Consider the following 17,039-nt stretch of genomic DNA (forward strand, 5'->3'; position numbering starts at 1 on the left):
ACCGTCCTCGCACCCGCTCACCCCGGGCCGCCACCCTGGCTGCTTCCGTGGTCAGCCAGTCCAGCTCGACCGGGCCCACCGGCAGCGGCCAACGCCGACAACACCCGCCCCACCGCGGAGTCCAACCCCGCGAACGCCTCCACGACCTCACCCCACACCACCGCGGCAGCAGGGCCACCACCCCCACCGGGCACCGGCGTCTCGTTCGTCGTCCTGGGCACGGGCACCACCCCCTCGATGGCCAACCACTGGTCGAACCCCCTGTCCAACCAACTACCCCCACACTAGTACACACAACCGACCTACTGCAACCCCACCATCGAACATGTGAACTACCTGACGCCCGCGCCCGCACCACCACCCACCCTGTGGACACCGACCGGGTCCGTCCCTCTCGCTAGGGTCGCGACGGCAGCCACACCCCACCCGGAGAGGACCCCATGCGCTTCGTGACCGCCACCGACCACACCGCCGACCGCCCCTGGGGCGCCCTCGACCTGGCCACCGTCGACGGCGCCTCGGTCCGCCTCCACTGGACCGACGAGCCCTACGTCTGGCACGTCAACGACGGCGTCGAGGTGTTCGTGGTGCTCGACGGCGCGGTGGACATGCACTACCGCGCGGACGGCCGCGAGGAGGTGGAACTGCTCACCCCGGGGCGCATCTGCATCGCCGAGGAGGGCGACGAGCACGTGGCCCACCCGCGCGGAGCCGCACGCATCCTCGTGGTCGAGCGCGAGGGGTCGGTCTGAGGCGCGGCGACCACGGCGGCAGCCTGCAGAGGCGGCGGCGCGCCCCGCTCAACCCACCGCCAGACAGTTCGGCCCCAGCAGCTGCTTGAGGTCACCGAACAGCGAGTTCGACGCCTCCACGCGCAGGCTGTCCTCCACCCGCATCACCACCCGGCGCCCGGGCTGGGTGAGGTGGATCTGCACCTCCGTGGGCCCGGGGTGCTCCGAGAGCACGGTGCGCAGCCTGTTCACCACCGCATCGGTGGTCTGGTTCATGGCCATGTGGATCATCACCGGACCGCGGGGCCCGTCGTCCAGGTCCGGCAGCCGCAGGTCGCTGGCGAAGATCGACACCCCGTCCTCACCACGCTTCACGCGACCGGTGACCACGCACACCACGTCCTGCGTGAGCATCGTGGAGACGGTCATGTAGGTACGCGCGAAGAACAGGCACTCCACCGACCCCTCGAGGTCCTCCACGGTGGCGATGGCCCACAGCTCGCCACGCTTGTTGCGCTTGGTGACCACCTGGGTGATGAGCCCGGCGATGGTGACCTCCGCACCGTCGGGCTTGCCGTCCTCGGAGTTGAGCACCGCGATGGTGCAGTCCGCCGCCCGGCTCAGCGCGTGCTCGATGCCGAACAGCGGGTGGTCCGAGACGTACAGACCCAGCATGTCGCGCTCGAAGGCCAGGAGGGTCTGCTTGTCCCACTCCATGTCCGGGATGGCCGGCATGCCGCCCAGCCCGCTGGACCCGCCCTCGTCGGACTCGCCCATGAGCGCGGCGAAGAGCGACTCCTGACCGCGCTCCTGCTCCTTCTTCTCCCCCACCAGGGCGTCCACGTAGGCCTCGTGCACGCTCGCCAGGGCCTGGCGCTGGTGGCCGAGGTCGTCGAACGCACCGGCCTTGATGAGGGAGTCGATGGTGCGCTTGTTGCACACCACCGCCGGGCACTTGCGCAGGAAGTCCTCGAAGGAGGTGAACCGCCCCTTCTCCTCACGGGTGGCGATGATGGCCTTCACCACGTTGCCGCCCACGTTGCGGATGGCCTCCAGACCGAAGCGGATGTCCTCCCCCACGGCGGCGAACTGGCCGATGGACTCGTTGACGTCCGGCGGCAGCACCTTGATGCCCATGCGGCGGCACTCGCCCAGGTACAGGGCGGACTTGTCCTTGTCGTCGCGCACGCTGGTGAGCAGCGCGGCCATGTACTCGGCGCGGTAGTTGGCCTTGAGGTAGGCGGTCCAGTACGACACCACGCCGTAGGCGGCGGTGTGCGCCTTGTTGAACGCGTAGTCACTGAACGGCAGGAGGATGCCCCAGAGCGTCTCGACCGACTCCTTGGAGTACCCGTTGTCGAGCATGCCGGCCTCGAAGTTGACGTACTCGGCGTCGAGCACCTCCTTCTTCTTCTTGCCCATGGCGCGACGCAGCAGGTCTGCGTTGCCGAGCGTGTAGCCCGCCAGCTTCTGCGCGATCTCCATGACCTGCTCCTGGTAGATGATCAGGCCGTAGGTCATCTTCAGGATCGGCTCGAGCGCCTCGGTGAGCTCGGGGTGGATGTAGTCCACCGGCTGCTTGCCGTTCTTGCGCAGCGCGAAGTTGGTGTGCGCGTTGGCGCCCATGGGGCCGGGGCGGTAGAGCGCGAGGGCGGCGGAGATGTCCTCGAAGTTGTCCGGCTGCATGAGGCGCAGCAGCGAGCGCATGCCGCCGCCGTCGAGCTGGAAGACGCCGAGCGTGTCGCCCCGGGCCAGCAGCTTGTAGGCCGCCGGGTCGGTCATGTCCTTGCTCAGGGCGTCGAGGTCGATCTCCTCGCCCCGGTTGGACTCCACGTTCTTGATGGCGTCGTCGAGGATGGTGAGATTGCGCAGCCCCAGGAAGTCCATCTTGACCAGGCCGAGCGTCTCGCAGGACGGGTAGTCGAACTGCGTGATGATCTGCCCGTCGGCCTCGCGCCGCATGATCGGGATGAGGTCGATGAGGGGCTCGCTGGCCATGATCACGCCGGCGGCGTGCACGCCCCACTGGCGCTTCAGGCCCTCCAGGCCGACCGCGGTGTCGAACACCTCGCGGGCCTCGGGGTCGTTGGCGTGCAGCTCGCGGAAGTCGATGGCCTCGGCGTAACGGGGGTGCTTCTCGTCGAAGATGCCCGAGAGCGGGATGTCCTTGCCCATCACCGCCGGCGGCATGGCCTTGGTGAGCTTCTCACCGGTGGCGAACGGGAAGCCCATCACGCGGCTGGCGTCCTTGAGGGCCTGCTTGGCCTTGATGGTGCCGTAGGTGACGATCATGGCCACGCGGTCGCTGCCGTACTTCTCGGTGACGTACTTGATGACCTCGGGGCGGCGGCGCTCGTCGAAGTCGACGTCGAAGTCCGGCATCGACTGACGCTCGGGGTTGAGGAAGCGCTCGAAGATCAGGCCGTGCGGCACCGGGTCCAGGTCCGTGATGCCCATGGCGTAGGCGCACATGGAACCGGCACCACTGCCACGCCCCGGACCCACGCGGATGCCGTTGTCCTTGGCCCAGTTGATGAAGTCGGCCACCACGAGGAAGTACCCGGGGTACCCCTTGCCGATGATGACCTCCTGCTCGTACTCCGCCTGCTTCAGGGCGTAGTCGGGCACGGTGTCGCCGAAGCGGCGCTTCAGGCCGGTCTGCACCTCGTGGATGAACCAGGACGTCTCGTCGTGGCCGTCGGGGCAGGGGAAGCGCGGCATGTACCGGCCCTCCCCCTCGGTGAACTCGACATTGCACCGTTCGGCGATGAGCAGGGTGTTGTCGCACGCCTCGGGCAGCTCGCGCCACAGGTGGCGCATCTCCGCGGCGGACTTGATGTAGAACTCGTCGCTGTCGAACTTGAACCGGTTGGGGTCCATCAAGGTCGACCCGGACTGCACGCACAGCAGGGCGCCGTGGGCCTTGGCGTCCTCCTTCTTGGTGTAGTGCAGGTCGTTGGTGGCCACCAGCGGCAACTCGAGCTCCTTGGCCAGCTTGAGCAGGTCGGCACGGACGTTCCGCTCGATGTCGAGCCCGTGGTCCATGAGCTCGCAGAAGTAGTTGTCGCGACCGAAGATGTCGCGCAGGTCGCTGGCGGCCTGCAGGGCCTCGGAGTACTGCCCCAGGCGCAGGCGGGTCTGCACCTCGCCCGAGGGGCAGCCGGTGGTGGCGATGAGCCCCTTGCTGTAGCGCTCCAGCAGCTCGCGGTCCATGCGGGGCTTGAAGTAGAAGCCCTCGATGGAGGCCAGCGACGAGGCGCGGAAGAGGTTGTGCATGCCCTCGGTGGTCTCGGCCCACAGGGTCATGTGGGTGTACGCACCGGATCCGGAGACGTCGTTGCGCCCCCCGTCGCCGTACTTCACACGGGTCTTGTCCGTGCGGTGCGTGCCGGGGGTGACGTAGGCCTCCACTCCGATGATGGGCTTGGCCTGGTACTTGCGCGCCTTGGACCAGAACTCGTAGGCACCGAACACCGAGCCGTGGTCCGTGGTGGCGATGGCGGGCATGCCCATCTCGTCGGCCGTGGCGAACATGTCGTCGATGCGGGCCGCACCGTCCAGCATCGAGTACTCGGTGTGGTTGTGCAGGTGGACGAAGTTCTCACCGGTGCCGGAGGTGGGGGTGGGTGCGCTCATCGCGGGTCATCCTACGACCGGCCACCGACAGCCTCCGGGGGCCGTGGGAACCGGTCCCACGACCCCCGGAGGGAGCCCGCTCAACGCCCCGGCGAGGCGCCGGAGGGCGCCCGGACGACGTCCGTCACGACGAGGTCACCGGGCACGGAGTGGCCCAGCGTCCGCTCGTGCACGTGCTCGGGGTCGTCGAGCGCGAACCACCGCAGCAGCAGGTGCTCACGCTCGGTGACCGCCATCTGCGCGGAGCCCTCGTCGAGCGAGAAGTGGGCGCTGCCGCGCTGGTGCTCGTCCACGACGAACCGCCCGATGCGCCGCGCGTCGGAACCGTCCGCCGAGGCCGCGGCGACGACCCCGTCGTGGGTGACCCAGACCAGCTGGTCACCCCACCGGGCCAGGTCCAGCACCCCCATCCTCCGACGGACGGCCCGGTCCCCCGTCATCGGCACCGTCCTCACGTCACCCCGGACCGAGGTCACCACCCGCAGCTCCTCACCCGACCCCGGGGAGGCGAAGCCGGCCAGACCCGTGCCCCGGCCCCGGTGGCACACCCACTGCACCGTCGTGGCCCCCTGCAGGTACCTGCCGCGCAGGACGGAACGGCCCACCTCCTGGACTCCCCCGTCGGTGTCGATGCGCAGCTCGGTCAGGTGCTGCGCCGCGGAGTCACTGGCTCCGTCGTCGTCGACGAGAACCCGGTAGTCCTTGCCGCAGGACCATGCCCCCACCACGTACCCGTCGACCTCCACCCGGGCGTCAACCCCCTCGGGATCGATCACACTGCCCGTGAACGCGTACCCCCGGCCTCCGGACCGGGTGCCGGCGTTCTTCAGCACCAGGGTCGTGTCACCGACACCGGTGACGGTGACTCCGCCCACCTCGTCCTCGTCGGAGGGCGGCAGGTCCCCCACCCCGGGAGCCCCACCTGCCACGGGGAGCAGCACCTCCTGCTGCCGGGCGGGCACCACGAGCTGGCCGCCTGCGACCACGGCGTCGGCGTTCTCCACACCCGCAGTGGGGTGCTCGGCGACCACGTCCCCGGCATCGTCCACCAGCACCACCTGACCGTGGGGGTGCCCCCCATCGGCGTCCAGGGAGGTCTCGACCACGGCCACCGACCACGGGGGCAGCGACGTGGTCTCCTCCTGGGACCCCTCTCCGCTGCACCCGGCCACGAGGCACGCCACCGCCCCCCAGACCCACGACCCGTCGTGCCCACACCCATCGCATCGGCGCTCTCCCGTCCCGGCGCACCTCCTGACGGTGCCGCTCGTCCCGAGCAGTAGACGCTGCAGCGCCGGTGGGAGCTCTCCCCCTCAGGGGGGGGGCGGCGGGCGCGACTCAGCCGCGGAGCTGGTCGATGGCCGCCTGCAGGTCGTCGGGGTACTCGCTGGTGAAGGTGACCCACTCCCCCGAGCCGGGGTGGGTGAAGCCCAGCTCCACGGCGTGCAGCCACTGGCGCTCCAGCCCGAGCCGCTTGGCCAGGGTCGGGTCGGCCCCGTAGGTGGGGTCACCCGCGCAGGGGTGGCCCATCGCGGAGAAGTGCACGCGGATCTGGTGGGTGCGCCCGGTCTCCAGGTGCACCTCCAGCAGGGAGGCCGCGCGGTGTGCCTCGAGCAGCTCGTAGTGCGTGATGCTGGGGCGCCCGGTGGACATGACGGCGAACCGGTAGTCGTGCCCCGGGTGGCGGCCGATGGGGGCGTCGATGGTGCCGCTCAACGGGTCCGGCAGGCCCTGGACCACCGTGTGGTAGGTCTTCTCGACCGTCCGGTCGCGGAAGGCCTGCTTGAGCACCGTGTAGGCACGCTCGGACTTGGCCACCACCATGAGCCCGGAGGTGCCCACGTCCAGGCGCTGCACGATGCCCTGGCGCTCGGCGGCGCCCGAGGTGCTGATGCGGTAGCCCTCCGCGGCCAGCCCACCCACGACGTCCGGGCCCTTCCAGCCCACCGACGGGTGCGCGGCCACGCCGGCCGGCTTGTCCACCACGATGATCTCGGTGTCCTCGTGCACGACCCGCATGCCGGGGATCGGCTCGGTGCTCGGCAGCACGGGCTGCGCCTGGTTCTCGGCCGGGAGGGTCACCGTCACCAGCTCGCCGGCCAGCAGCCGGTCACCCTTGCCCAGGGCCTTGGAGCCCATGACCACGCCGCCCTCGGCGGCCACGTCGGCCACCCGGTTGCGGGAAAGTCCCAGCAGCCGGGAGAGCCCGGCGTCGACGCGCTCGCCGTCCAGCCCGTCGGGGACCACCACGGTGCGGGTGTCGCTCATGCTCGCTCCTCCTGGTCGGCGCGGGTCGTCGCCTCGGTCTCGTCGGCCTGCGCGGTGGGCTCCACGCCACGCAGGGCCTGCAGCACGATGAGGGCCGCACCGCAGGTGACGCCGATGTCGGCCACGTTGAAGATCGGCCAGTGCGGCAGCATCAGGAAGTCCACCACGTGGCCGCGCCCCACGCCGGGCGCCCGGACGAGGCGGTCCACCAGGTTGCCCGCCGCGCCGCCGGCCACGAGGCCCAGCGCGAGGGCCCACAGCGGGCTCACCACCCGCGTGCTGAACCACAGGATGGCGCCGGTGACCAGCGTGGCCAGCACCGTGAACACCCACGTGGTGCCGGTGCCGAGGCTGAACGCCGCGCCGGGGTTGAACACCAGCCGAAGCTGCAGCAGCTCCCCCAGGAGGGGTCGGGTGACGCCGCGCTCGAGGCCGCTGAGGGCCCACTGCTTGGTGGCCTGGTCGAGGACCACCCACAGCGCGGCGAGACCCGCCACGAGGGGCAGGAAGCCCCCGCGGCGGGTCGTCGGACGAGTGGTCTGGGTGTGGGACGCGTTCAGCGTCGCTCCTGGTGCTGCTTGCATGGCATGCACAGGGTCGCACGCGGGAAGGCCTGGAGCCGCATCTTGCCGATGGCCTGGTCGCAGTTCTCGCACCGGCCGTAGGTGCCGTCGGCGATGCGCCCCAGCGCCGTGGTGGTCTGCAGGAGCATGGAGCGGGAGTTCTCGGCCAGCGACATCTCGTGCTGGCGCTCGCTGCTGAACGACCCGGCGTCGGCCTCGTCGCCCTGCGAGCCCTGGCTGCTGCTCACGAGCTCGTAGAGGTCGCTCTCGGCGATCTCCAGCTCCTGGGTGAGGCGGGCGAGCTCGGACTCGAGCTCGGTGCGCACCTCGGCCAGCTCGGCCTTCGACCAGGGCTCCTCGGCCTGGCCGACCACGAGCTCCTTGGCCTTGGCCGCCTTGCGACCCGTGAGGCGCTCGCCGACGGTGGACTTCTTGGCCGGTGCCTTCTTCGCGGTGGTCTTCTTCGCCGTGGCCTTGGTGGCGGGGGACTTCTTCTCGGCAGCCTTCTTGGCAGCCTTCTTGGCGTCGGCCTTGGCCGTGGACTTCTTGCCGGCGGCCTTCTTGCCGGCGGCCTTCGTGGCGGTCGCCTTCTTCGCCGTCGCCTTCTTCGAGGCCCCCTCGGCCTTCGCGGCCGCCGGGTCCTTGGTGGCCTTGGCGCCGGCCTTCTTCGCCGTCGCCTTCTTGGCGGTCGCCTTCTTCGTCGGCGTCTTCGTGCTCGCGGTCGTCGTCGCCACCGCATCTCCTCGGTTCGGCGGGCCGAACCGATCCGGCAGACCCCTCGCGAGGGGCGTCGCCTGCGGCCCTGGTACCCGTGCTCGGCGCTCCGTTCCCGGAACGATTGCGGGAACCATAGGCCGCAGCAGCGGGTGGGCCAAACCCCTCACCGGATCGTGCCCAAATCGTCACCTCGTGTTCGGCGCGCGTTCACCGGGGACGCGAACCGACCTCAGCCCCAGAGGGAACTGGCCCCCGTGACGCGCGGCGCGGAGGCCGGACGCCCCTCCACCGGGGCCTCGTCGACGCCCTCGACCGGCCCCGAGGACGCCACCTCGGACGGCGCGGGCGCGGGCGCGGGGGTCGGCTCCGGGGTCGACGGGGCGGCCAGGTGACGGCGCTGCTCGGCCGCCCAGTCCGCGAACTCCTGGGCGCGGTCCCGCAGCATCGCCTCGGCCTCACGCAGCCGCTGGCGGGCGTCGGTGATGCGCACCTCCAGGGCCTCCAGCCGCCCGGTGGTGTGCTGCTCGCGCTCCCGGGCGGACTCCTCGGCGGCCCACACGTGCTCGTCGTGCAGACGCTGCGCGGCCCGCAGCAGGTCGCCCGCGGCGGCCCCCTCGTCGCCGGCCCGCTCCACCCGGTCGGCGGCAGCCGCCAGCCCGGCCACCCGCTGCTTCACCCGCTCCAGCTCGGCCTCGGCCCGCTGCTGCTCCTGCCGCACGGCCTGGATGCGGTGGTGCGCCTCGAACTCCGCGGTCTCCGCGGCGTGCATGGCGGCCATCACCCGCTGGTCGGCCTCCTGGCGCGCCGCCTCCGGCGAGCCCAACCCCGCCCCGGCACCCGCCGGAACGAACCCGTCATCGGCCATCTCGGCGGACCCCATGCCCTCGCCCCAGGCGGTCCCGCCCGGCTGCGCGGCCTCCACCGGGCCCTCCCAGCCCCCCGCGAAGGCGGGCGCACCCCCCTGCTCGTACACCTTGTCGCGCAGCGCCTCGTTCTCCGTGATGAGTCGACGCAGCTCGGCCTGCACGCCGTCGAGGAACTCGTTCACCTGCGCCTTGTCGTAGCCGGGGCGCAGACGCGTCTCCTCGAACTCGCGCTCGAACAGGTCGTCGGGGTTGAGGGCCATGCTCGTCCTCCTGAGGGGTCGACTTCCCGGCGAGTCTGCCACGACGACGCCCCGCCGACCGAGGGTCGACGGGGCGCGTGTGGACGGGCACCCGGGGGCGCCCACCTCCTCAGAGGAAGGCCAGCGGGTTCACCAGGTTGAGCAGGAGCATGGTGCCCAGCGCGAGCACGAGGAAGCCCAGGTCCAGCTGGATCTGTCCCAGGTTCAGCGGCGGGATGGCGCGACGCAGCGCCTTGAGCGGCGGGTCGGTGAGGGTGAAGACCCCCTCGGCCAGCACCAGCACCGGACCCGACGGGCGCCAGGACGGGGCGAACGAGCCGACCCAGTCGAACACCATCCGCAGCAGCAGCGCCCAGAGGAACAGGAAGAGCGCCAGGTGCACCAGCGCCAGCACGACCGCCACGGTCAGGACTGGGCGGTCGGGTCGCCCTGGCCGCCCTCGGAGGAGACGCCCTCCGGGGAGAGCAGGAACACCTTGTTGGTGATGCGGTCGATGGAGCCGTACAGGCCGAAGACCAGGCCGGCGGCGAAGTCCACGAGGCGCTTGGCGTCCCCGTCGGAGAGGTCGGTGAGGTTCATGATGACCGGCACGCCCTCACGGAAGCTCTCGCCGATCAGCTTGGCCTCGTTGAACGTGGCCGGGTGGATGGTGGTGATGCGGTGGATGCCACCCATGGGAACTCCTGCGGTGCGACGGGACTCGGGACGGGCCGGGGACGGGGCGTGCTCACGACGGTCCGGGACGGCCGCGACGGGGCGCGCCTCGGGACGGCTGCGGCGCTCGGGATCGGGCTCGTCACCCAGGGCGTGCGCGCCCGAACCCTCCCGGCGGGCGTCGCGCTCGTCGACCTCCACGGCGTCCTCGTCGTAGCGGTCGTAGTCGTCGTAGCGGTCGCGCTCGTCGATCTCGGCGAAGCCCAGCAGCTCCATCGTCCTGTTGAAGACACCTGCCATGTCTCGCTCCTAGCTCCCGGCGGGTCGTGACGGGCATCGGGTGGGTGGTCCGGGCGCCGACCTGCACCCCACCCCGGGGGGGCACCGGCACCACCGGGCACGCCGACGCGCGGGCCAAGGCTAGCCCAGCGCCGGACGGGCCCCCATGATTGCCGACCCCACCCTCACGTGTGTCGCCCCGGCGGCCACCGCTGCCTCGAGGTCGCCGCTCATGCCGGCCGACAGCATCGCGGCGCCGGGGTGCTCGGCCAGCACCTCCTGGTGGAGGCCCGCCAACGCCTCGAAGGCCACGGCCGGCTCCACCGAGGGGGGCGCCACCGTCATCAACCCGCACAGGTCCAGCGCCTCGGCCTCGGCCACCTGCTGGCACAGGGCCAGCAGCTCCCCGGGGTGCACTCCCCCGCGGCCGGCATCCTCCTCGGCTCCCTCCAGGAGCGGGGCGAGGTCAACCTGGACGCAGACACCCAGCCGCCGCTCGTGGCGCTGGGCGGCGCGGTCCAGGGCCCCCACCACCTTGGGGCGGTCCACCGAGTGCACGAGGTCGGCGTAGCCCGCCACGGACCCCGCCTTGCGGCTCTGCAGCTGGCCGATGAAGTGCGTACGCACCTGCTCGGCCAGGAAGCGTTCGTCCTCGGTCAGCAGCGTGGGCCACTCGGCCGCCTTGGCGCTGGCCTCCTGGTCGCGGTTCTCCCCGACGTCGCGCACGCCCAGCCGCGCCAGGCGCGCCACGTCGTCGGCGCCGAAGAACTTGGTGACCACCACGAGCGTCACCTCCGAGGGGTCGCGACGGACGTCGCGGCAGGCCGCCGCGATGCGGTCACGGGTCGCCTCCAGCCCGGCGGCGAGCTCGGCGGTGCGCTCGTCGGGGTGGCCGGTGCCGTGGTGGTCGGTGCTCACGCGCCCTCCCGGTGGGTCGGTGCCACGAGCCGCACCGCGCCGGCCAGGCGCCCGGTGCCGCGGTCGCGGCGGTGGCTGAACAGGTCGTGCTCCTCCATCGTGCACCCGTGGACCCACTCGCGCAGGTGCACCCCGGCGCGCGCCAGCTGCTCCACCACGCCGGTGGCCACGTCGATGCTGGGGGTCCCCCAGGCGGTCCGCGCCGCGGACACCGGCTCGGTCCCCAGCGCATCGGCGCGCATCTCCTCGGGCACCTCGTAGCAGCGGCCGCACACCGACGGACCCACCACGGCCTCCAGGCGGTCGGCGCCACGCTCGCGGAGGGTCTCCACCGTGCGGGTCACCACGCCGGCCAGCATCCCGGGGCGGCCGGCGTGGGCCGCGGCGGCCAGCCCCCGCTCGCGGTCCACCAGCAGCACCGGCGTGCAGTCGGCCACGACCACCATCGCCGCCCCCGGCTCGATGCCGGCGGCCAGGCGCCCCGCGGCGTCCACCACGAGTCCGTCGGACTCCGGCAGCACGTGCGACCCGGCCGGCACGTGGGCGGTGGACTCGGCGTCCACCACGCGCACCCGTGCCCCGTGCACCTGGTGCATCCAGTGCAGGTCCTCCAGCCCCACGCCCAGGCCGCGGGCCACCGAGCGGCGGTGGGCGGTGACGCGTCCGGCGTCGTCGCCCACGTGGTCACCGAGGTTGAACCCGGCCATCGCGCCCTCGCCCGGGAAGTGGTCCACCGCGCGGCGGGTGAACAGCCACTCCACCCCCCACAGGTCGTCGGCCGGGGGCAGCGACTCCTGCCACCACACGGGGGCCGGCGCCAGGGGTGCCGGGCGGGCCGGGCTGCGGAACGCGGTCACGGCGTCTCCTTCTCGGGGGGCGGCTGGGGTCGGGGCCATTGTGCCCACCGCACGTCACAGGGGCCGCTCCCGGTGCGGGAGCGGCCCCTGTGGTCGGCCGGCGGGCGGGGACGGGCCCCGCGTCGCTCACTTGAGGAAGTCGGGCACGTCCAGGTCGGACTGGCGCGGCTTGGGCTGCGCGGCCGGACGCTGCTGCGCCGGCTTCTGCGGCGCGGCCGCGGTGCGCTGGGCGGCCTGGCGCTGCTGCGGCGCGGCGGCCTGCGGGCGCTGCGCCGGGCGCGGGGTCCCGCCGAAGCCGGCCCCCAGGTGGCCACCGGCACCGGCAGCACCCTGCGCGGGCTGGGCCACGCGGCCGGCGTTGCCGTTGGTGGCGTCCTCGCGCGGGGTGGGCTCGCCGCCGTCGAACCCGGCGGCGATGACGGTGACACGCACCTCGTCGCCCAGGGAGTCGTCGATGACGGTTCCGAAGATGACGTTGGCCTCGGGGTGGGCGGCCTCCTGCACCAGGCGGGCGGCCTCGTTGATCTCGAACAGGCCGAGGTCGGAGCCACCCTGCACCGAGAGCAGCACGCCGTGGGCGCCGTCGATGGAGGCCTCGAGCAGCGGGCTGGAGATGGCCAGCTCGGCGGCCTCGACCGCACGGTCCTCGCCGCGGGCCGAGCCGATGCCCATGAGCGCCGAGCCAGCGCCCTGCATCACGGACTTCACGTCGGCGAAGTCGAGGTTGATGAGGCCCGGGGTGGTGATGAGGTCGGTGATGCCCTGCACGCCGGAGAGCAGCACCTGGTCGGCGCTGCGGAAGGCGTCGAGCATGGTGACGCCCTTGTCGCTGATGGACAGCAGGCGGTCGTTGGGGATGACGATGAGGGTGTCGACCTCCTCGCGCAGCGCACCGATGCCGGACTCGGCCTGGTTGGCGCGACGACGACCCTCGAAGGTGAACGGGCGGGTGACCACACCGATGGTCAGGGCACCCAGCGAGCGGGCGATGCGGGCCACGACCGGGGCGCCACCGGTGCCGGTGCCACCACCCTCACCGGCGGTCACGAAGACCATGTCGGCCCCCTTGAGGACCTCCTCGATCTCGTCGGCGTGGTCCTCGGCGGCCTGGCGACCCACCTCCGGGTCGGCGCCGGCACCCAGTCCACGGGTCAGCTCACGGCCCACGTCGAGCTTCACGTCGGCGTCGCTCATGAGCAGCGCCTGCGCGTCGGTGTTGACGGCGATGAACTCGACGCCCTTGAGACCCACCTCGATCATCCGGTTGATGGCGTTGACACCACCGCCGCCGATACCGACGACCTTGATCACGGCGAGGTAGTTCTGCGGGTTTGCCATGGAGGTGTGGCCTTTCCTGAGTCGGGCGCCGCGGCGGCTACCGGGTGGACGGAGATCCGGACCGGCGGAGCGGATCAACCTTCTACTTCACGGTGAGGTACTCCCCACCGCACGGGACGTGGGTCGTCGAACACCGTGCGGAGCACTGTACGCGGTCGACACCCGTCCCCGGGTGATGGCGTCACAGTATGTCGCGACCCGGTCTCGTGCCACTCTCATGGTGCAGTTGAGGGTCACGCCTCCGCTGCACCTCGCACCCGGTCACTCGGTGACCACGACGGAGCCCGCTGCCGTGGCGTCCAGCGTGGCCCCGGGCGCGGGCGGCTGCTCGGCCAGCAGCGCCCGCACGGCCTTCTCCCGGGTGGCCAGGTCGGCGGCGTCGGTGACGTGGCCCCAGCGCACGAGGTAGCTGTCGGGCAGCACCGTGGACAGCCCCTCGGGGGCCACCCGGTACTCCCGCACCTGGTCGCGGGTCTCGCCCGAGAGCAGGTGCAGGGTCGGCAGCGACCGGGCCAGCGCCTCGGCGCGCTCCCCCGCGGGGACCCCGGGGGCCGGCACCACCTCGGGCAGCGCCGCGGCGTCCTCGCCCCCGTCGCCGGACAGGCGCGCGATCTCCCGGCCGTCGGCGTCGAGCACCACCTGGTCACCACCGGAGGAGGTCCGGGCCACGGCCTCCTCGAGGTGCACCGTGATGCGCACGGTGCCGGTGAGGCCGCGCCCCACCTCGGCGGAGTCCACCCCGGGCAGCTCCTCCACCGACCGCTGGGCCCGCTCCCGCGGCAGGTCCACGACGCGGTCCCCCGAGCGCAGGCCCGAGGCGCGCTGGACCTCTTGGGCCGAGGCGACCTCCTCGGCCCACGGGGCCGTGCTCTGCGGCGCGTCCACCTGCACGCGCACCTCGCGCACCACCCACCAGCCCGAGCCGTAGGCCACCCAGGCCCCGAGCGCCAGCAGGACGGCCAACACGAGCGGCACCACCCACCACAGGGGGGACCGCTGGCGGGCACCGGGCTCGGGGCGCACCACCCGACGCTGGCGCGTACCGGGGCGGCTCACCGGCGCTGCTGCAGGGCGGTGAGCACGCCCTCCCCGGCGGTGGTGATGCTGCCGGCCCCCACGAGGAGCACGAGGTCCCCGGGGCGGGCCAGCGCGGCCACGGCCTGGGGCAGCTCCTCGAGCGAGTCGACCGCGCGCCACGAGGTGGTGAGCCGGTCGCCCACGAGCGCGCTCGTCACGCCCTCCAGGGGCTCCTCCCGGGCGCCGAACACCGGCAGCAGGAGCACCTCGTCGGCGGCGTCCAGCCCGGCGGCGAAGCCCGCGGCGAAGTCGCGGGTGCGGGAGTACAGGTGGGGCTGGAAGGCCACGAGCACCCGGTGGCCGGCCTCGTGGGCCAGCGCCGCACCGGTGCGGACCACCGCATCCACCTTGTCCGCGTTGTGGGCGTAGTCGTCCATCACGAGGACGCCATCGGCCTCTCCACGCACCTGGAAGCGTCGCTTGGCCCCGGCGAAGCCCGCCAGACCCGCCAGGGCAGCAGCCTCGACCTCGGGTCCAGCCCCACCCTCAGGGGCCTCGAGCGTGGCGTGCACGGCCACGGCGTAGGCGGCCGTCGCGTTGAGCAGGTTGTGCAACCCGGGAACCTTCACCCTCAGATCAAGGGTTCGACCCGAGATCCCGTCTCGCAGCGTGGACTCCCAGGCCATCCCCCGGTGCGAGGGGTCCACGAGGTGCAGGTCCGGCACGGTGGTGCCGTCCCCCTCGAAGCCGTAGGTGAGCACGCGCAGGCGTCCCCGCTGCCGGTCCGCCGCGGCCCGCGCACCGGGGTCATCGGCGCAGGCCACGAGCACCCCGCCGTCGGGGACGGTGTCGAGGAACTCGTCGTAGGCCCGCTGCACGGTCTCGAAGTCGCCGTAGAGGTCGAGGTGGTCCGGGCGCACGTTGGTGAGCACCGCCACCTCGGGCCGGTAGCCGAGGAAGGAGCCATCGGACTCGTCCCCCTCGATGACGAACTCCGGCGCGGTGCCGACCGCCGCGTTGCGGCCGCTGTCCACGAGGTCGGCGCCCACCGCGTACCCGCAGTCGGTGCCCACCGAACGCAGCGTCCAGGCCACCATCGCCGAGGTGGAGGTCTTGCCGTTGGCCCCGGCCACCACCACCCGGCGCCGCCCCTGCGTGGCGAGGGCCAGCGCCTGCGCCTGGTGGAGCACCGGCAGGCCGCGACGACGTGCCTCGGCGAGCTCCGGCACGTCCTCCTTGGTGGCGCTGGAGACCACGACGGCGCCCACGCCCTCCAGGCGGGCCGGGTCCCAGCCCACCTGCGCGTCGATGCCGTCGGCCCGGAGGGCGGCCATGACCGGCAGGTCGGCCGGGTCCGAGCCGCTCACCTGCACCCCGCGCGCGGCGAGCAGCCGCGCCACGCGCGAGACCCCCGAGCCGGCCACGTTGAGCAGGTGGATGCGGCGCCACCGGTCGAGCGAGGGCAGCTCGGCGCGGAAGTCGAAGCGGGTGGGCACGCCGGCCACGGTGCCTCCCGCCGGGAGACCCGTGTCTCCGGCGGTGTCCTGCAGGCTCATCGCACGGCCTCCTCGACCAGGCGCACCATGTCGTCGGCGGCGGTGGCCGACCCGAGCGAGGCCGCGGCACGTGCCATCGCCTCCAGGCGCGGGGCGTCCAGGGCCAGGCGGGTGAGCTCGCCGGTGACCCACTGCGGCGTCACGGCGTCGTTGTCCACCACCACACCGCCGCCCTCGTTCACCACGTCCGTGGCGTTGCGGCGCTGCTCCCCGTTGCCGATGGGCAGCGGCACGTACACCGCGGGCAGGCCCACGGTGGTCACCTCGGTGACCGTGTTGGCCCCGGCCCGGCAGACCACCAGGTCGGCCGCGGCGTAGGCCAGGTCCATGCGGTCGCAGTACTCGCGCACCACGTAGCGCGGGCCGTCGGCGGCCACGGGGCGGTCGGCCAGCGCGGCCGGCACCTTGCCCGCACCGGTGAGGTGCAGCACCTGCACGCCGGCGGACAGCAGCGCGTCGGCCGAGGAGGCGAAGGACTCGTTGAGCTGCGCCGCTCCCAGCGAGCCGCCGGTCACCAGCACGGTGGGCCGGTGGTCGGCCAGGCCGAACTCCGCCAGCGCCTCGGCCCGGGAGGCCGCGCGGTCCAGGCCCGTGATCTCCGCCCGCAGCGGCATGCCCAGCAGGCGCGAGCCGCGCAGGCGGGTCTGGCTGAAGGTGGTGGCCACGTAGGGCGTCAGGCGCGCCCCCAGCTTGTTGGCCAGTCCGGGCACGGAGTTCTGCTCGTGGATGACGATGGGCACCCGCCGGTTGCGCGCCGCGAGATAGACCGGCGTGGAGACGTACCCGCCGAAGCCGACCACCACCTGGGCGCCGGCCTCGTCGATGACCCGGCCCGCGGCGTCGACCGCGGCCTTCAGCGCACCGGGCAGACGCAGCATCGCAACCCCGGGGCGACGTGGGAAGGGCACCTTGGGGATGGTGCGCAGCGTGTACCCCCGCTCGGGCACGAGCCGGGCCTCCAGGCCCTCGGCAGTGCCGACGCAGGTGATGCGCACGTCCGGGTGGTGCCGACGCAGCGCGTCGGCGGTGGCGACGAGCGGCGAGACGTGGCCCGCCGACCCGCCACCGGCGAGGACGACCGAGGTCACAGGGGTCATGGGGTGCCTCCTGGAGCAGCTGACGGACCGGGCCACGGGGCCCGGCGGGGTGTACCGGGACGAGTCTTTCAGGGCCGGCGCCGTGGGCCGCGCACCGACCGGGTGCCCGGCGCGGTGCGGCGCCCGGGGCGCGCCGGGGTACCGCGCGGGGCACGGCGCGGCGTGGACCGGCGGGAGGAGGCCGACGCCGCGGCCCGGGCCGGGGCGGGACGACGCGCGGCCGGCCCGCCGGGGCCGCGGCGGGCCGGGGCACCGAGGCGGCGGGCGCCCGGCACCTGGTCG

The 17,039-nt window shown here is 73.0% G+C and carries 15 protein-coding genes and 1 pseudogene; 1 reads left to right on the forward strand and 15 read right to left on the reverse strand.

The window, feature by feature from the left end; all coding sequences use genetic code 11:
* The first annotated feature begins 440 nt into the window (after positions 1-440).
* Positions 441-752, forward strand: coding sequence for a cupin domain-containing protein (locus tag CYJ76_RS10925; RefSeq protein ID WP_070703898.1), 312 nt, complete (start codon positions 441-443; stop codon positions 750-752).
* A gap of 48 nt (positions 753-800) precedes the next feature.
* Here CYJ76_RS10925 and dnaE read toward each other — a convergent pair whose 3' ends face one another.
* From dnaE to CYJ76_RS12950, 15 genes and pseudogenes are all read right to left on the reverse strand, one after another.
* Positions 801-4,367 carry a DNA polymerase III subunit alpha gene (gene dnaE / locus CYJ76_RS10930; protein ID WP_101850099.1) on the reverse strand — a complete coding sequence of 1,189 codons (3,567 nt, stop codon included), beginning with the start codon at positions 4,365-4,367 and terminating at the stop codon, positions 801-803.
* Positions 4,368-4,447: 80 nt separating this feature from the next.
* Complete coding sequence (locus tag CYJ76_RS10935) at positions 4,448-5,539, reverse strand: hypothetical protein (protein WP_101850100.1); 1,092 nt, start codon at positions 5,537-5,539, stop codon at positions 4,448-4,450.
* Between the two features lie 166 nt (positions 5,540-5,705).
* Entirely contained in the window at positions 5,706-6,635 is a 930-nt protein-coding gene (locus CYJ76_RS10940) for an RluA family pseudouridine synthase (RefSeq protein WP_070703905.1), read from the reverse strand.
* Positions 6,632-7,132 (reverse strand): signal peptidase II, encoded by a 501-nt coding sequence (gene lspA / locus CYJ76_RS10945; RefSeq protein WP_237769719.1) that lies wholly within the window; start codon positions 7,130-7,132, stop codon positions 6,632-6,634. Before lspA ends, CYJ76_RS10940 begins: the two co-directional genes overlap by 4 nt.
* A 59-nt stretch (positions 7,133-7,191) precedes the next feature.
* Complete coding sequence (locus CYJ76_RS10950; RefSeq protein ID WP_238138230.1) at positions 7,192-7,932, reverse strand: TraR/DksA family transcriptional regulator; 741 nt, start codon at positions 7,930-7,932, stop codon at positions 7,192-7,194.
* A 212-nt stretch (positions 7,933-8,144) separates the two neighbouring features.
* Positions 8,145-9,041 (reverse strand): DivIVA domain-containing protein, encoded by an 897-nt coding sequence (locus tag CYJ76_RS10955; RefSeq protein ID WP_101850102.1) that lies wholly within the window; start codon positions 9,039-9,041, stop codon positions 8,145-8,147.
* 109 nt (positions 9,042-9,150) lie between these two features.
* The gene (locus CYJ76_RS10960) at positions 9,151-9,444 is read right to left on the reverse strand and encodes a YggT family protein (RefSeq protein WP_070705481.1); all 294 of its coding nucleotides are present in this window, start codon (positions 9,442-9,444) and stop codon (positions 9,151-9,153) included.
* Between the two features lie 2 nt (positions 9,445-9,446).
* Entirely contained in the window at positions 9,447-9,995 is a 549-nt protein-coding gene (locus tag CYJ76_RS10965) for a cell division protein SepF (protein WP_070705480.1), read from the reverse strand.
* A gap of 120 nt (positions 9,996-10,115) precedes the next feature.
* Positions 10,116-10,892 carry a YggS family pyridoxal phosphate-dependent enzyme gene (locus CYJ76_RS10970; protein WP_101850103.1) on the reverse strand — a complete coding sequence of 259 codons (777 nt, stop codon included), beginning with the start codon at positions 10,890-10,892 and terminating at the stop codon, positions 10,116-10,118.
* Complete coding sequence (locus tag CYJ76_RS10975) at positions 10,889-11,749, reverse strand: purine nucleoside phosphorylase YfiH/LACC1 family protein (protein WP_238138231.1); 861 nt, start codon at positions 11,747-11,749, stop codon at positions 10,889-10,891. The genes CYJ76_RS10970 and CYJ76_RS10975 overlap by 4 nt, the downstream gene beginning before the upstream one ends.
* A gap of 126 nt (positions 11,750-11,875) precedes the next feature.
* Entirely contained in the window at positions 11,876-13,087 is a 1,212-nt protein-coding gene (gene ftsZ / locus CYJ76_RS10980; protein ID WP_101850105.1) for a cell division protein FtsZ, read from the reverse strand.
* Positions 13,088-13,348: 261 nt separating this feature from the next.
* The gene (locus CYJ76_RS10985; RefSeq protein ID WP_101850106.1) at positions 13,349-14,143 is read right to left on the reverse strand and encodes a cell division protein FtsQ/DivIB; all 795 of its coding nucleotides are present in this window, start codon (positions 14,141-14,143) and stop codon (positions 13,349-13,351) included.
* Complete coding sequence (murC, locus tag CYJ76_RS10990) at positions 14,140-15,660, reverse strand: UDP-N-acetylmuramate--L-alanine ligase (protein ID WP_101850107.1); 1,521 nt, start codon at positions 15,658-15,660, stop codon at positions 14,140-14,142. Before murC ends, CYJ76_RS10985 begins: the two co-directional genes overlap by 4 nt.
* A complete protein-coding gene (gene murG, locus CYJ76_RS10995) occupies positions 15,657-16,757 on the reverse strand; it encodes an undecaprenyldiphospho-muramoylpentapeptide beta-N-acetylglucosaminyltransferase (protein WP_070704956.1) in 1,101 nt (366 codons plus the stop codon). Before murG ends, murC begins: the two co-directional genes overlap by 4 nt.
* Before the next feature lie 68 nt (positions 16,758-16,825).
* Positions 16,826-17,039 (reverse strand): annotated as a pseudogene (locus tag CYJ76_RS12950) (hypothetical protein); the annotation flags it as partial.

The sequence above is a fragment of the Kytococcus schroeteri genome (assembly GCF_002847825.1).
Lineage (GTDB): Bacteria > Actinomycetota > Actinomycetes > Actinomycetales > Dermatophilaceae > Kytococcus > Kytococcus schroeteri.

Excerpts from the sequence above, each read along its gene's own strand:
- CYJ76_RS10925 (WP_070703898.1), top strand. The coding sequence starts at position 441 with ATGCGCTTCGTGACCGCCACCGACCACACCGCCGACCGCCCCTGGGGC.
- dnaE (WP_101850099.1), bottom strand. The coding sequence starts at position 4,367 with ATGAGCGCACCCACCCCCACCTCCGGCACCGGTGAGAACTTCGTCCAC.
- CYJ76_RS10940 (WP_070703905.1), bottom strand. The coding sequence starts at position 6,635 with ATGAGCGACACCCGCACCGTGGTGGTCCCCGACGGGCTGGACGGCGAG.
- CYJ76_RS10955 (WP_101850102.1), bottom strand. The coding sequence starts at position 9,041 with ATGGCCCTCAACCCCGACGACCTGTTCGAGCGCGAGTTCGAGGAGACG.
- CYJ76_RS10965 (WP_070705480.1), bottom strand. The coding sequence starts at position 9,995 with ATGGCAGGTGTCTTCAACAGGACGATGGAGCTGCTGGGCTTCGCCGAG.
- ftsZ (WP_101850105.1), bottom strand. The coding sequence starts at position 13,087 with ATGGCAAACCCGCAGAACTACCTCGCCGTGATCAAGGTCGTCGGTATC.
- murC (WP_101850107.1), bottom strand. The coding sequence starts at position 15,660 with ATGAGCCTGCAGGACACCGCCGGAGACACGGGTCTCCCGGCGGGAGGC.
- murG (WP_070704956.1), bottom strand. The coding sequence starts at position 16,757 with ATGACCCCTGTGACCTCGGTCGTCCTCGCCGGTGGCGGGTCGGCGGGC.